This window comes from Candidatus Saccharibacteria bacterium oral taxon 488 (genome assembly GCA_010202845.1).
Taxonomy (GTDB): domain Bacteria; phylum Patescibacteriota; class Saccharimonadia; order Saccharimonadales; family Saccharimonadaceae; genus Nanosynbacter.
Genome location: CP047921.1, coordinates 773,297 through 787,778, shown reverse-complemented (window position 1 = coordinate 787,778; position 14,482 = coordinate 773,297). Strand labels below are relative to the sequence as shown.

Here is a 14,482-nt window from a genome sequence, read left to right as displayed (position 1 = left end):
ATGGCTACAGTTTACATCTGATATAATAATCCTAGAATCATAGCGAAAGGGGTACTTCATGAACATTCTCGTTACTGGCGGTGCTGGGTATATCGGCAGCCACACCATCATTGAACTACTGGCCTCGGGTCACGACGTGGTGGTGGTCGACAATTTATCAAATTCATCTGCCGAGAGTTTGCGGCGGGTTGAGGAAATTACCGGTCAAGCGGTGCCGTTTTATGAGTTTGACCTATGTGATCGGGCGCGGCTGGCGGAGTTATTCAAATCTGAGACGATTGACGCAGCGATTCATTTTGCGGGCCTGAAGGCCGTCGGCGAGTCGGTGGAAAAAGCGCTGCTCTATTATCAGAATAATTTGGAAAGCACATTGACACTACTGGATGTCATGCAGGAATTTGACGTGAAAAAGCTGGTCTTTTCTAGCTCGGCAACGGTGTACGGCGACCCGGCACGGCTGCCGATTACCGAGGATATGCCGCTGTCGGCGACCAATCCGTACGGCCAAACCAAGCTGATGATCGAGCAAATTCTACGCGATGTGGCGGCGACCAAGCAGGGTTGGCAGTTTACCTCGCTGCGCTATTTCAATCCCGTTGGCGCTCATCCGAGTGGCCGCATCGGCGAAGACCCGTCAGGCATTCCGAATAATTTGCTGCCGTTCGTATCGCAAGTGGCGGTCGGCAAGCGCGACCATTTGAGTGTGTTTGGCGACGATTATGACACGCCGGACGGCACGGGCGTGCGCGATTATATTCACGTGGTTGATTTGGCACGGGCGCACGTGGCGGCGTTGGAACATTTGGGCGAGCCGGATGAGTATAAGACGTACAACATCGGCACTGGCCGCGGCACGTCGGTGTTGGAATTAGTAAAAGCATTTGAAGCGGCGTCTGGTCGGGAGATTCCATACCAGATTACGCCACGCCGGCCGGGCGATATCGCCGCGTGTTATGCTGACCCGGGATTGGCAGAGGCAGAGCTGGGCTGGCAGGCAGAACTAACGATTGAGGATGCCTGCCGTGACGCCTGGAACTGGCAGAGCAATAACCCGAACGGCTACGGCGCATAAGGTGCTTGAATACATATGCTAAATCCGGCGGGGTGACTCGTCGGATTTTTATGGGCAAGACGTGCTTATTTATGAACTGCTCAAGATCCGCCGTTCGTAGTAGGTTGAGCGTTTGCTGAGCTCGGCGTTAAGCTGGTCGATGCCGCCAAATTGTTCGACCAGTGTCTGGCGATTTGAGAATAAATTAGTGCCTAGTCCCATACGGTTGCCATCTACCGTCACGCCCAGTGCCGCCAGGGTCGATGGATACATGTCAAAGGCAGCAAATTGGCGGTTAGTAGCGCGAATTGGCTGGACAGCGGGGTTGATAAAGGCGTTGTAAATGGTTCGTTGGTAGGGAGCGCCAGCAATTTTCTCTTCATAATATGGCGTTTGCATGCCGAGGTGATCACCACTGATGATGATAGTAGTGTTGGCGTAAAATGGCTGTTGCTTGACCCACTCGACGAAGGACGCGATTTGTTTGGAGGCACAGGCATGAACATTGTCGTATTTCGCTTCAAATTGCTCCTTGCAAACATCTTTATCCATCCAGCCATCGGTGAAGTGCGTGTCAACAGTCAGCATTTGTAGGTTGAATGGCTTGTCGGACTTACTGAGACGGGTGGCCTCGTCGCGGGCAAATTGAAAAAGCTTTTTATCTTCATAGCCCCACCACACCTCGTAGTTTTGTGGGATTAAACCATGCTTTCGGGTATAGGTGAGGTCAATGATGTGGTAATCGCCGTGTTGCTCCAGTAGTTTATCGCGCCCGCCGAAGGCTTTGTTTGAGCCCATGAGGAATGATTGGTTGTAGCCAGCTTTTTCAAGCACCTGCCCAAGGGTATAAGCGCCCGGCAAGAATTTATTAAAATCACCCATGCCGTTGCGGTCGCGGTCACCGAACACCCCACCGTCTTTGAGCGGCACGCCGGCGGATTGAGCGGTCATGCCGGCTACCGTCCAAGTGGTACCGTGTGCAGGTAGGGCGCCGCCGAGGCCTGAGGCTCGGTGTGAAAAGGAGGTATTAGTCAGTGCTAATTTTTCTAACTCCGGAATGACTGATTTGTCGCTCATGCCGCCACTGGCTTTGGCGGCGGGCGTATTTTCCAGCGACTCGACGTAGATATAAATCAAGTTGCGTTTGGTACCAGGAAAAGTCAACTTGACGCCGCGCGGATCGACATAATGCTGATCATAGATCTTTGACGACTGGGCGAGGGCGATGACGTAGGCGGGGATGCTGAAACTTTGAACTAACAGCGCTAGGCTGATCATGAATAGGCCGCCTGCGTAATACGCTTGGTGACGCAAGCGGAGCGGTCGTTTTTTCCAACGTAGTTTGAGGATGATTGGCAGTAGCAAAATGATGAGCAGCCCAATGACGTAGGGGATATTTTCCCAGACGGCTGAGGTAAAGCTGCTAGATTGCCCACCCGCCAGGCCGTTCTTGAAATAAAATAAAATCTCGTCAATCTTGGCGTCACGAAATTGCACAATTTTATAGCGGCTAGCGACAAAGAAAACAGCGCTACATAGTAATAGCAAGACGATAGCCACGCGAATGATAATGCGGTTGTTGGCGCCGTGGCCAGACGGAGAGGTGCTCATAATGATATTATACAACGTTTGGCTGGGTACGTGGGCTGGTTTGGGGGCTTATCATTTCTTTTCAAAGCGCGTATACTGATAAGCATGAACAGAACGAAAGCGCATCATCGGGGGTTTGGTGTTAGTTGGTGGATAGGCCTGGGGCTGTTTGTGGCGTTGATTGGCTTTATGGCGTTTGACATTTTGCAGCGCGAAGGTGGATTTGGTAAGAGTGATGACGTGTTGGTGATGGGCACCAATGCTGGCTTTAAGCCGTTTGAATACAAGCAGGGCAATGAAATTGTTGGCTTTGATGTTGATTTGGCAAAGGAAATTGCCCGCAGCGTGAATAAAGAGCTAAAGATTGAAGACATGTCGTTTGACGGATTGCTGCCAGCGCTGGAATCAGGGCAAATTGACATGGCGGTGGCTGGCATGTCGGTGACGCCGGAGCGTGCCAAAAATGCGTTATTTTCCGAGCCGTATTATTCTGCATCGCAGCGGATTATTGTCAAAAAGGGTAGTCCAATTCGGAACAGGCATCAACTGATGGGCAAGAAAATTGGCGTGCAGCTGGGCACGACGGGTGATACGTTGGCCGGAAAAATTACCGGTGCTAAAGTATCACAATTCCCAACCGCGCCAAGTGTACTGACCGAGCTCAATGCTGGTGGCGTCGAGGCGGTTATTTTGGATGATGCGCCGGCTGCTCAGTATACGGCGGGTTTTCCGGGATTAGAGATTTTGCCGGGCGAGTTATCAAGCGAGCATTATGCAATTGCCATCAAAAATAATAACCATGACTTGCTAAAAAAAGTTAACCGAGTGTTGGCGGAGATGAAAAAGGACGGTCGGTACGACAATCTCATCCGCAAACATTTTGGGCCGAGAGCTCTTGAATTGATGAAGAAAAAGGAGCTTGAATCGTGAATTTCCTGGAAGTAATCTTCGGCGATGGTCGGTGGCTGTATTTGTGGCACGGCCTAGAAGTAACCTTGGTATTGACTGTTCTGTCACTGCTGCTCGGTACGGCCATCGGTGTCATCATCGCTCTTTTGCGAACCTCAGACGTACGGCCATTCAAGCTGCTGGGGCGCTTCTCGTGGGCCAAAGGACTGAGTCGCTGGAATCCGCTGGCGTGGATTGGGAAAGTGTATGTCGACATCATTCGGGGCACGCCGCTTCTGGTTCAGCTGTTGATTATGTACTACGTCGTTTTTGGTTCATATCAGTTTATGCCGAAGATTTTTGTGGCAGCAATTGCCTTTGGTATCAATAGCGGTGCATACATTGGCGAGATCATTCGCGGTGGTATCGAAAGTGTTGACAAGGGGCAAATGGAAGCAGCTCGTTCGCTGGGATTCAGCCGCTGGCAGGCCATGCGTTTGGTGATTTTGCCACAAGCGCTCAAAAATTCGTTGCCAGCACTGATCAGCGAATTCATCGCCCTACTGAAAGAGACGTCGGTGGTTGGCTGGATTGGGCTGAATGATATCATGCGCGGCGCCGATAATATTCGGTTTCAAACGGCCACGGCGTTTCAGTCATTGTTTGCCGCAGCGGTGATGTACTTGGCGTTGACCGCCATATTTACCCGCGTGATGACGCGAGTGGAGAGGAGACTAAAGGATGGCAGTGAATAAGGTGAAGGAAGTAGCGCAGCCGAGCACTGAGCACCCAGCAATCATCACGGTGGCTAACCTCAAGAAACAGTTTGGCAGTAACCGTGTGCTCAGGGACATTGACGTTGAAGTTCATGAAGGCGAAGTGGTCGTGGTTGTTGGTTCAAGCGGCTCTGGTAAATCAACCTTTTTGCGCTGCTTGAATCTGCTGGAGACGCCGACGGGCGGGCGCATTGTCATCGACGGTGTGGAAACGACAGCGCCGAAAGTCGACCTGAACGCACTGCGCCAAAAAGTTGGCATGGTGTTTCAATCATTCAATCTGTTTCCGAACTTGAGCGTGCTGGATAACATCAAACTGGCGCCGCGGAAATTACGCAAATTGTCTGATCGGGCGGCGACTCGCCTGGCAAAGAAATTGCTCGCAGACGTGGGGCTGGCGGACAAAGCCGGGGCCTTTCCTTCGCAGCTCTCAGGCGGGCAAAAGCAGCGTGTCGCCATCGCCAGAGCTCTAGCCATGGAGCCAGATATCATGCTGTTTGATGAGCCAACCTCGGCGCTTGATCCAGAGATGATCGGCGAGGTGTTGGATGTGATTCGTGAGGTGGCCGCCAAAGGTATGACCATGGTTATCGTCACGCACGAAATGAAATTTGCGCGCGAAGTAGCTACGCGGATGATTTTCCTGGACAAGGGTGAGATCATCGAAAACGGTCCACCAGAGCAGGTGATGGATCATCCAGTGACCGAACGGGCGCGGAAGTTTTTTGGCGTCAAGGATAACTAACAGGAGGTCCAGATGAAACATGCGAAAACAGCCAAGAACTATACCAAATGTATGCTTCTTGTTGCGGTAGTTGTTGGTATCATTACCATCGTCATATGCGGTTGGTATATCTGGTCGCGCCCGCAGACGCCCGTATCACCACAACCGTCAGACGCTGCTCGTTTCAAGACCGCTTACTCCCGGGTGGCTAATGACAATCGCTTCGTCTTTGCTTCGGCTGGCGAGGTTTTGGAGAAGTTTGAATCAGGCAGTGGCTTGATTTTCCTTGGCTTTCAGCAGTGTCCGTGGTGTCAGCAGCTGGCGCCAATCGTCGATGAAGCTGCCAAAGCCGAGGGGCTGGACAAGATTTACTATCTCGACATTCGCCATGCCCGCGAAACCAATGATGCTACCTACAAAAAATTGGTTGAGAAACTAAAGCCGCATCTTCGCACCGACGAGAACGGACAACCGCGAGTGTATGTTCCTGATGTGACGGCACTAAAAGACGGCCGTGTCGTCGGTCATTTCCTCCAAGAAACTACCGCTGACGGCGAAAAGGCTACGCCTGATACTTATTGGACAAGGGAACGCCGTGCTCGGGCGGTTGAGCAGCTGAGGCAGATGATTCGGGCCATGCGGTAGTATGATATAGCTATTTTCAAAATAATAATTTTATGTTATAACACAAATATGGATACCGAGCGTGGAGCAGCATGTCGCCTTCTGGTCGAGACAACTAGAAGGCCGTCTTTGCCTGACATGTCAGAGCAAGTTGATCATATGTCCAGGGAGTTTTATCCAGAGCTTGATTTAGACAATAAACCATTGCTGTATGTTACACCGAACTTCCCCCCTGTCGCTACAGCTGAGCCACACAGAGATTTATCACGTGAAGGCTCGTCTCGCAACGGAGCATTTACTGTAGATGTGAAAACAGTTAGTGGCTCCAAGGAAGAGTTTGCTATTAAGCGGCTTCCACTGACAACTGCTCTTGCCGAGGTCGCCATGACCCAGTATGTTAGTACGCAGGGACTGGCCCCCTTCTCAATTCAAGCACTTATGATAGCAGGGAAGCCCATTAGTTCCAAGTACCGTTCGGCATGGATCATGACTCGATTCGATGAAAAGCGGTCAACTTTGAGGGTCTTGCATGGCGTGAAATGAGCTCAGAGAATATCAAACAGCATTTAATGGATGCTCTTCTGGCATTATCTGCGTTGCATAAAATACATATTGCTCACAAGGATGCTTTTATGCGTAATCTTGTCCGGCTGTCGGGTTCTGACGGTGATAATTCTGCGACTCGCTATATTGACTTTGAATATGCGAGAAGTTTTCGTGGTTATGTTGAGCAAGTTGATCACGGTGAGGATATTCCTCGCGCGCAAGGATATATCAATAGATCAGTTCAGGGTGACCTCCGGTCGTTACTTATTGACGCTATATCAGTTTTGGCGAATCAGCTCAACCAGTCTCCAGCCGATAGGTGGAAGCTATTAGAAAAATGTCTGGGCAGTTACCGAGAAGTGGTGTCTGCGAGTGAAAATTCACCCGCACTTAAGGAGGCGGCTGTTCATGCAATAACCACCCTACGGCGTGACTATATGTAGCAAATTATTGGGGTGTTAGCTAAAAATGGTACGTTAAGCACGATAGATTATCCGAAAACTGACTATAGTAAAATCTTTGGTAAATAGTCTCGGTGGGATTGTTACAATTCGCTCATCATCTGAACGTCGGTCGACTCATTAACCAGCCAGTTTAGGTCAACCTCTGTTAGGTAACTCGGCAAAATCCGTGTGGTTTTCGGATTGACAAAGCCGCATTCCGCCACTTCCTCGACGCCGTGCGATGTTTGCTCCAGGTCGATATGCTGGTAATCTTGCCAGTTGGTGACGGAAAAGAAAAACTCAAGTTGCTCGGTCATGCCGTATTTAGACGAGGGGTTGGTGTCGGTAAATTGTTGGATAAATAATAGCTTGCCGATGGTTGGCTTGACGCCAGTTTCCTCAATCATCTCTCGGCGTAAACCGTCCAGCAAACTTTCGCCCATCTCCAAACCGCCGCCCGGTGCACACCAAAACTCTCGCCCCGCGCCGTTATTGGCGGTCAATTTTTGGCAAAATAGCTCGCCCTGATCGTTGATAATAATTCCGCGTACGTTAACTCGTCGCTGCATATAGCCTCCTTTGCTTTTGTGATCGCCAGAGGTTCTAGGTGATGAACATACGCTTCAAATAATTTCATGGTCGGGGTGATCCGATTTGAACGGACGACCTCACCGTCCCGAACGGTGCGCGCTACCGAGCTGCGCCACACCCCGACGCTGGAGATAGTATACTAAAAAATGACTCGAGAGGAAAGATGGCGACTGGAAGATTCACGGGTCTGGCTATTGGTTAATTGGTGGGCTCGGCTAGCCGTGCCGGAAAATATCAAACACGCCAAACTTTCCAGTCAACACGGTCTGGTCAATGATGTGCGGCGTGAGAGCAGTGATGAGTTCTTTGGGCCTGGTGCTGTCTGGTAGATCCAGCGTTGTGTCCAGCGCGTATACGTAAAATTGATAGCGGTGCGTGCCAAACGGCGGCTGCGGCCCACCCCAGCCGGGACAACCCCAACTGGTAACGCCTTCGACAGCGCCTAGGGGCAGTGATTCGCCAGTGATTTCAGTGGTTTTGGCCGGCAAATTCCAAACCGTCCAATGATAGAATCCATCGCGTCCAGGCGCATCGGGGTCGTGGCAGACGATTACCAGACTTTTGGCATCTGTTGGCACGTCGCTGATCTCGAGCGGTGGGCGTTGGTTGCCGCCGAACTTGGAGTAAATTTTTGGTATTTTAGCGTTTTCGGTGAACGCAGGACTAGCAATTTTCATACTATGATTTTAGCATGAAGAGAAACTGGTATACTAATAGTAGTAATGATCACCGACCGACTCCTCGCCAAATATCCCATCATTTCCGATCAAGTTGACGCCAAAGAACTCGGCGCTTTGCTGCGGGAACTGGAAAAGGTGCTGCAAAGCGGCGCGGCAGGAAACATCGTCGAGTTTGGCTGTTACGTCGGCACGACGAGTTTGTTCATTCGGCGGCTACTGGACGCCTATAATTTTGCTGGTGAGTTTCATGTTTACGATTCGTTTGCTGGCCTACCAGAAAAAACTCAAGCAGACAACAGCGCTGCCGGCGAGCAGTTCAAAGCTGGCGAATTGTTGGCGCCGCGCAAAACCTTCATCCAAAACTTTAAAAAGGCCGGATTAAAACTACCAACTATTCACAAAGGTTGGTTTGCTGATTTCATTCCTGAGGACGTGCCGGAAAGTATCATCTTTGCGTTTTTTGACGGTGATTTTTATGAATCAATCGCCGACTCGTTTCGATTGTGCGATGGTAAATTTCATGAGAAAGCAACCATCATCGTTGATGATTACGCCAATGAAGCCTTGCCGGGCGCGGCGCGGGCGGTCGATGAGTGGCTGAGACGCCACCCGGCCCAGGTGACAGTCGAGTCGTCGTTAGCCATCATTCGGCAGTGAGCTAGCCCCTGAATGATACTTGTGTTCTGTTTAGTATATGCTATATTATTAGTATAACCATAAACAAAAAGGGGATGGGGGTATGGATCCATTACATATTACATCAGAAATTGGCCGACTCAAGGCGGTGCTATTGCATCGTCCGGGCGAAGAATTAGAAAACTTAACACCAGACTACTTGACTGATCTGCTGTTTGACGACATTCCGTATTTGCAGGTCGCCCAAAAGGAGCATGATGCGTTTGCTCAGGTATTGCGTGATCACGGTGTCGAGGTGTTGTATCTCGATCAGCTGGTGACCGAGGCGCTATATACTGATCAATTACGTGAGCAGTTTGTTGATGAAATGTTGGCAAATTCGAAGCAAGGCTCGCGCCGTGTTACCAGAGTGCTGCGCCAGTTCCTGCTGGACCTGCCAACGAACGCGATGGTGCGTAAAATTATGGCCGGTGTGCGCAAGGACGAGATTACGCTGCCGCCAGATCAGCACCAGCAGCTGCACAATATGATCGAGAAAAATCACTATCCATTCTATCTCGATCCGATGCCGAACTTGTACTTTACGCGTGACCCGGCTGCAACCATTGGTCACGGTCTGACGATCAACAAGATGCACTGGCCGGCGCGTCGTCGAGAGTCGCTATTCATGCGCTACATCATTGATCATCATCCACGGTTTGCCGGCAAGAATGTGCCGGTGTGGTATGATCGCCATGAAAAATTCTCAATTGAAGGTGGCGATGAGCTAGTGTTGAGCAGTGAAGTGATGGCCATCGGCGTATCGGAGCGCACCACGGCTGAGGCAATTGAAAAGATGGCGACGAAACTGTTTGCTGGCTCTGGCTTTAAGAAAGTCGTTGCTATGGAGATTCCGAAGTCGCACGCCTTTATGCACCTGGATACGGTGTTTACCATGATTGATCGGGACAAGTTTACTATTCATCCGGAAATCCGCGACCGCGGCGGCAAGATGAATTGTTTCGTATTGGAAAAGGTTGAGGGACAGCCGTTCCCGCGCATTACGCATGAGACGGATCTCGAACATGTCTTGCGAGTGGCCTTGGGGCTGCCGAGCGTTACCTTGATCGAATGTGGCGGCGGCGATCCGATCGCAGCAGCCCGCGAGCAGTGGAACGACGGCTCGAACACCTTGGCAATTGCGCCGGGCGTGGTGGTGACGTATGACCGCAACTATGTGACGAACCAAAAATTGCGCGAGCACGGCGTTGAAGTTATCGAAGTCAGCGGCGCTGAGCTTGGCCGCGGCCGTGGTGGTCCGCGCTGTATGAGCATGCCGCTAGTACGGGAGGATGTATAAATGGCACAAAGTTTGAAAGGGCGATCATTCCTAACACTGGGTGATTTTACTGCGGGTGATATTCGGTTGCTACTAACGACGGCGAATGAATATAAGCGGATGAAGTACGCCGGTACGCCGCATCGGATTCATGAGGGCAAGAACATTGCGTTGTTGTTTGAAAAAACCTCGACGCGGACGCGCTGCGCCTTTACGGTGGCGGCCAACGACCTCGGTATCGCGCCGGAATATCTCGGTAAAGACGATATTCAGCTTGGCAAGAAAGAGACGGTCGAGGACACCGCCAAGGTGCTGGGCCGGATGTTTGACGGTATTGAGTTTCGCGGTTTTGCACACAAAACGGTAGAAGATCTAGCGAAGCACGCCGGCGTGCCAGTATGGAATGGATTGACTGATAAGTTCCATCCAACGCAGATTCTAGCCGACTTTATGACTATCGAGGAGCACCTCGGTCGGCTGCACGGCGTCAAGCTGGTGTTTGTCGGCGATGGCCGCAATAACATGGCTAACAGCCTGCTGCTCGGCTCGGCGATTATGGGGCTGGACTTTCGGATTTTGGCACCGCGTGAATTGTTCCCTGAGGAGGGCCTCGTCCATCACGCGCATGAGCTGGCGCACCAGAACCACGGGCGGATTACTATCACTGATAATTTTGAGGAAGCCCTGCGCGGTGCTGATGTCGTTTACACCGATGTCTGGGTGTCGATGGGCGAAGAGGATAAGTTTGCTGAGCGCATCAACCAGCTGCGTCACTTCCAGGTTAATCGCGACATGCTGAACCTCACCGGCAATCCTGAGGTCAAGTTCATGCACTGCTTGCCGGCCTTTCATGATGCGTTGACCACGACCGGCCAGCACATCAGGGACGATTTCGGGCTAGAGGCGATGGAGGTGACGGATGACGTCTTCCGCTCACCAAATTCGATCGTCTTTGACCAGGCGGAAAATCGTATGCATACCATCAAAGCGGTTATCGCTTTGACGCTGTAGATGTCTAATACAGGAGTAAAGGAGGCTCCGGACATGGTAGAAAAAATGAAAAAAATTAAGAAAAAGCTGCGCTCGCCCTCAGCCTTTACTGTGCTGTTTGTGGTGATTGCCTTGATGGCGGTCCTAACGTGGATTATCCCGTCTGGTGTGTACAACACAAAACCAGATCCAAATGATGCGGAAAAGACAGTGCGCATCGCTGGTACGTACAAACAGACTGATAAAATCACTACTAAAAAAGCCGATGACGGCACCGAGACGACCACTGATTCCCGCCAAGGTTTGTGGGATGCAGCACTTGCGCCGATCAAGGGCATGAGTGAGAAGCTCGACGTCATCGTCTTCGTGTTAATCCTCGGCGGCTTCCTCGGGGTGACGATGAAGACTGGCGCACTGGATGCGACACTGGGTGCCATGCTGCGTAAGATGAAGGGCAAGGAGAAATGGCTCATCCCAATTCTCATGACGTTCTTCGCTATCGGTGGTACCACCTACGGCATGCAGGAAGAGGCAGTGGCGTTTTACGCGCTGGTGGTGCCGATCATGATGGCGGCTGGCTATAACGCCATGACTGCGGTGATGGTGATCGTGCTGGGTGCTGGTACTGGTGTGCTTGGTTCAACGTTAAACCCATTTTCAACTGGTATCGCTGCCAAGTCGGCTGACGTGCCGCTCGGTAATATATTGGGTCTCCAATCAATCATTTTGCTGCTCTGTTTGGTCGCGGCTATCGTGTTCACCATGCGATACGCGTCAAAGGTAAAGGCTGGTAAGTATAAAGATGATGTTCGGTATAAGCCAGCCACCACCGCACTTGATATGAGCAACGTGCCAGAATTTACCGGTCCGCGTAAAGCAGTGATGGCGGTCTTTGGCATCACTTTCCTATTGATGATCATCTCGCTTATCCCGTGGGGCAACTGGGGGATCACGCTGTTCGCCGATATCCATAAATGGTTTACAGAGCTACCGGTCGTTGGTGCTATCTTGGGTCTCGATCATGTCTTGCCATTTGGTGAGTGGTACTTCAACGAGATCTCGACCCTGTTCCTGTTGTCAACCTTAGTTATCGCAGCGATTTATTATCGCCAATTCAAGAAAGAGGAAATCTTCGTTGTTGACACCTTCCTGAAGGGTACAGCCGATCTACTGAGTGTGGCGCTGATCATTGCGGTGGCCGCCGGTGTCGGCGTGGTGATGCAGAATGGTGCCATCCAAGACACCATTATCAGCTGGGGCGAATCTGCCCTGAAGGGTGCGGGTAGCTTTGTTGGTATTCTCGCCTATATCTTCTACTTGCCGATGAGCTTTATCATTCCGTCATCATCAGGTCTAGCGGCGGCAACTATGCCAGTCATTGCGCCGGTGGCTGATCTAGTCGGCTCTAGCAAGGAGATTATCGTTGTCGCATTTGCCGCGGCATCGGGTCTGTTGAATATGATGGCGCCAACCATTGCTTCATTGATGGGCGGTCTGGCCCTAGCCGGCGTGTCGTACCGTGCATGGTTGAAGCGCTCGATGCCAATCATGGTGGTCTTTGCGATAATTAGCCTCGTAGCTATCACGGTATACGGAGCCATTGCTTAATGAATCAGCAGCGAACTATTGTCGTCGCGCTTGGAGGTAACGCCCTGCAACGTCAGGGCGAGGCCTCGTCCCAGGCGCAGCAGCGAGTGGCCGACGAAACCATCGCCCAGCTTCTGCCGCTGATTCAAGCCGGCCACCGCGTAGCCATTGTCCACGGTAATGGCCCGCAGGTCGGCAACATTGTCCTACACGAGGAGGCGATTAACACCGAGGCGGTGCCGAGCTTGCCGCTGGAAGATTCTGGTGCGATGAGCCAGGGGCTAATTGGTTTTTGGTTGCAGCAAGCGATCCACGATGCGCTGGCAACTCGTGGTGTGCATGATAAGTATGCAGCGAGCATCGTTACCCAGACGGTGGTTGATCAGGCTGATCCAGCGTTTCAAAATCCGACCAAGCCAATTGGGCCATTTTATTCAGAAGAAGAGGCCAAGAAGGTACAGGCCGAGCGTGGCTATACCGTGCGCGAGGACTCGGGCCGTGGTTGGCGGCGCGTTGTGCCATCACCAAAGCCTCAGGAAATTGTCGAGGCTCCCGTCATCAAGGCGCTGGTCGATGCCGGCGTGTTGGTGGTCTCGACTGGTGGCGGCGGTATTCCGGTACTGCGTGATGCGTCGGGTCAATTGAGCGGCGTAGCGGCGGTGATCGACAAAGATTTTGGTGCGGCCAAGCTGGCGGACACACTCGGGGCGGATACATTGCTGATCCTGACGTCGGTTGATGCAGCTAAGGTCAATTTTGGTCAGCCGACAGAGCAGTCACTTGGTGAGGTATCGGTCGAGGAGCTGCAGCAGCATATTGATGCTGGGCAGTTTGCGGCTGGCTCAATGCTACCGAAAACCCAGGCGGCGTTAAGTTTTGTGGCCGGCGCTTCGGGGCGTACGGCGATCATCACCTCGCTCGAAAAAACCGCTGACGCTATCAACGGTGCCGCTGGTACGCGCATCAAGAGTTAGCTCTCATATAAATAAATACTCAAAACCACCAGTCGGGTAGCTCGGCTGGTGGTTTTCGATGATGGCCTCCGCAAGCTTATTGTCATCTAACCGGTACCAAAATATTTCAAATAGGCTATACTGAATACATGATAGAATACCTGCATTCAACAGGCGAGGCGATCGCACCGATTCAGACACTGCGTAGCGGTAGTTGGCTGCGCTGCGAGCGACCAACCGAAGAGGAGGTGTCCGAGTTGCTGATGCTGGGGATGGACGAGGATATGATTAGTGACGCGCTCGACCCGCACGAGGTACCGCGTATTGAGTTTGATGATGAGTGGACGTACTTGATCGCCCGGCTGCCGGATACGGATGATGATTTTAATGATTTTACCACGCCAATTTTGTTCGGCATTCACAAAGAGTATGTGGTGACATTGTCGCGCGATAGTCTGGGTCGGCTGTGGCAGCCGTTTATCGACAAAACCAGAGTGCGGACATCGCGGCGGATTGAACTGGTGGTGGCGATGATTGAGGCGGTGTCAAGTCAGTACCAGCGGCGGGTGGCGACCATCAATCGTCAGATGCGGGCGGCGACTGACGATATTCACACCTTGCGGGCGCGTGATATCGTCACCTTGACCGAATATGAGCGCAAGTTAAATGATTACCTGGATGCCTTGCTGCCGATGAACTGGGCGATTGAGCGGCTGATCGCCAATCGCAGCTTGCGGCTCAAGGATGACGACAAGGATGACGTCGAAGATATTTCCATCGACCTTGAACAGGTAATTAGCCGTTGTAAATCGCTGCTGCGAACCATCACCAATGTGCGTGATAGCTACCGGGCAGTGATGGATACGCGGCTGAATGAGACGATTCGGCTGCTGACGGTGATCACGGTGGCGCTGACTATTCCAACCATGGTGGCCGGGCTGTATGGCATGAATGTGCCCTTGCCGGCCGCGGAGAGTCCGGTGACCTTTTGGGTGGTTATTGGCGGCAGCGCGCTGGCAGCACTGGCGATTGGCTATTATTTTTTGAAGCGGCGCTGAGATCCTCGGCGGGATGGCGCTTGTGCT

The 14,482-nt window shown here is 51.9% G+C and carries 16 protein-coding genes and 1 tRNA gene; 13 read left to right on the top strand and 4 right to left on the bottom strand.

Annotated elements, in window-relative coordinates:
- Nucleotides 1-58 precede the first annotated feature (58 nt).
- A complete protein-coding gene (gene galE / locus GWK78_04200; protein ID QHU94191.1) occupies nt 59-1,072 on the top strand; it encodes a UDP-glucose 4-epimerase GalE in 1,014 nt (337 codons plus the stop codon).
- A 69-nt stretch (nt 1,073-1,141) separates the two neighbouring features.
- Here galE and GWK78_04195 read toward each other — a convergent pair whose 3' ends face one another.
- Nucleotides 1,142-2,662 carry a sulfatase-like hydrolase/transferase gene (locus GWK78_04195; protein QHU94190.1) on the bottom strand — a complete coding sequence of 507 codons (1,521 nt, stop codon included), beginning with the start codon at nt 2,660-2,662 and terminating at the stop codon, nt 1,142-1,144.
- Nucleotides 2,663-2,746: 84 nt separating this feature from the next.
- Between GWK78_04195 and GWK78_04190 the strand changes: the two genes are divergently transcribed.
- The 6 genes from GWK78_04190 to GWK78_04165 all read left to right on the top strand — a co-directional run bounded on the left by GWK78_04190 (nt 2,747) and on the right by GWK78_04165 (nt 6,642).
- Nucleotides 2,747-3,571 (top strand): transporter substrate-binding domain-containing protein, encoded by an 825-nt coding sequence (locus GWK78_04190; protein QHU94189.1) that lies wholly within the window; start codon nt 2,747-2,749, stop codon nt 3,569-3,571.
- Nucleotides 3,565-4,284 carry an ABC transporter permease subunit gene (locus GWK78_04185; protein ID QHU94280.1) on the top strand — a complete coding sequence of 240 codons (720 nt, stop codon included), beginning with the start codon at nt 3,565-3,567 and terminating at the stop codon, nt 4,282-4,284. Before GWK78_04190 ends, GWK78_04185 begins: the two co-directional genes overlap by 7 nt.
- A 40-nt stretch (nt 4,285-4,324) precedes the next feature.
- Nucleotides 4,325-5,050 carry an ATP-binding cassette domain-containing protein gene (locus tag GWK78_04180; GenBank protein ID QHU94279.1) on the top strand — a complete coding sequence of 242 codons (726 nt, stop codon included), beginning with the start codon at nt 4,325-4,327 and terminating at the stop codon, nt 5,048-5,050.
- A 12-nt stretch (nt 5,051-5,062) separates the two neighbouring features.
- Entirely contained in the window at nt 5,063-5,674 is a 612-nt protein-coding gene (locus GWK78_04175) for a hypothetical protein (protein QHU94188.1), read from the top strand.
- 48 nt (nt 5,675-5,722) lie between these two features.
- Nucleotides 5,723-6,196 carry a hypothetical protein gene (locus GWK78_04170; protein QHU94187.1) on the top strand — a complete coding sequence of 158 codons (474 nt, stop codon included), beginning with the start codon at nt 5,723-5,725 and terminating at the stop codon, nt 6,194-6,196.
- Between the two features lie 89 nt (nt 6,197-6,285).
- On the top strand, nt 6,286-6,642 hold the full coding sequence (locus GWK78_04165) for a hypothetical protein (protein QHU94186.1): 357 nt from the start codon (nt 6,286-6,288) through the stop codon (nt 6,640-6,642).
- A 101-nt stretch (nt 6,643-6,743) separates the two neighbouring features.
- On the opposite strand, the gene GWK78_04160 is transcribed toward GWK78_04165, so the two are convergent.
- The 3 genes from GWK78_04160 to GWK78_04150 all read right to left on the bottom strand — a co-directional run bounded on the left by GWK78_04160 (nt 6,744) and on the right by GWK78_04150 (nt 7,910).
- Nucleotides 6,744-7,211, bottom strand: coding sequence for an NUDIX domain-containing protein (locus tag GWK78_04160; GenBank protein QHU94185.1), 468 nt, complete (start codon nt 7,209-7,211; stop codon nt 6,744-6,746).
- A gap of 67 nt (nt 7,212-7,278) precedes the next feature.
- Nucleotides 7,279-7,355: transfer RNA gene (locus tag GWK78_04155), tRNA-Pro, on the bottom strand.
- Between the two features lie 93 nt (nt 7,356-7,448).
- Nucleotides 7,449-7,910, bottom strand: coding sequence for a YbhB/YbcL family Raf kinase inhibitor-like protein (locus tag GWK78_04150; protein ID QHU94184.1), 462 nt, complete (start codon nt 7,908-7,910; stop codon nt 7,449-7,451).
- Between the two features lie 45 nt (nt 7,911-7,955).
- On the opposite strand from GWK78_04150, the gene GWK78_04145 reads away from it, so the two are divergent.
- The 6 genes from GWK78_04145 to GWK78_04120 all read left to right on the top strand — a co-directional run bounded on the left by GWK78_04145 (nt 7,956) and on the right by GWK78_04120 (nt 14,455).
- Nucleotides 7,956-8,570 (top strand): hypothetical protein, encoded by a 615-nt coding sequence (locus GWK78_04145; protein QHU94183.1) that lies wholly within the window; start codon nt 7,956-7,958, stop codon nt 8,568-8,570.
- Nucleotides 8,571-8,652: 82 nt separating this feature from the next.
- Nucleotides 8,653-9,888 carry an arginine deiminase gene (gene arcA / locus GWK78_04140; protein QHU94182.1) on the top strand — a complete coding sequence of 412 codons (1,236 nt, stop codon included), beginning with the start codon at nt 8,653-8,655 and terminating at the stop codon, nt 9,886-9,888.
- Nucleotides 9,889-10,878, top strand: coding sequence for an ornithine carbamoyltransferase (argF, locus tag GWK78_04135; protein ID QHU94181.1), 990 nt, complete (start codon nt 9,889-9,891; stop codon nt 10,876-10,878).
- Between the two features lie 33 nt (nt 10,879-10,911).
- Nucleotides 10,912-12,465 (top strand): YfcC family protein, encoded by a 1,554-nt coding sequence (locus GWK78_04130; protein ID QHU94180.1) that lies wholly within the window; start codon nt 10,912-10,914, stop codon nt 12,463-12,465.
- On the top strand, nt 12,465-13,418 hold the full coding sequence (arcC, locus tag GWK78_04125) for a carbamate kinase (GenBank protein QHU94179.1): 954 nt from the start codon (nt 12,465-12,467) through the stop codon (nt 13,416-13,418). The genes GWK78_04130 and arcC overlap by 1 nt, the downstream gene beginning before the upstream one ends.
- Nucleotides 13,419-13,546: 128 nt before the next feature.
- A complete protein-coding gene (locus GWK78_04120) occupies nt 13,547-14,455 on the top strand; it encodes a hypothetical protein (protein QHU94178.1) in 909 nt (302 codons plus the stop codon).
- The last annotated feature ends 27 nt before the right edge of the window (nt 14,456-14,482 follow it).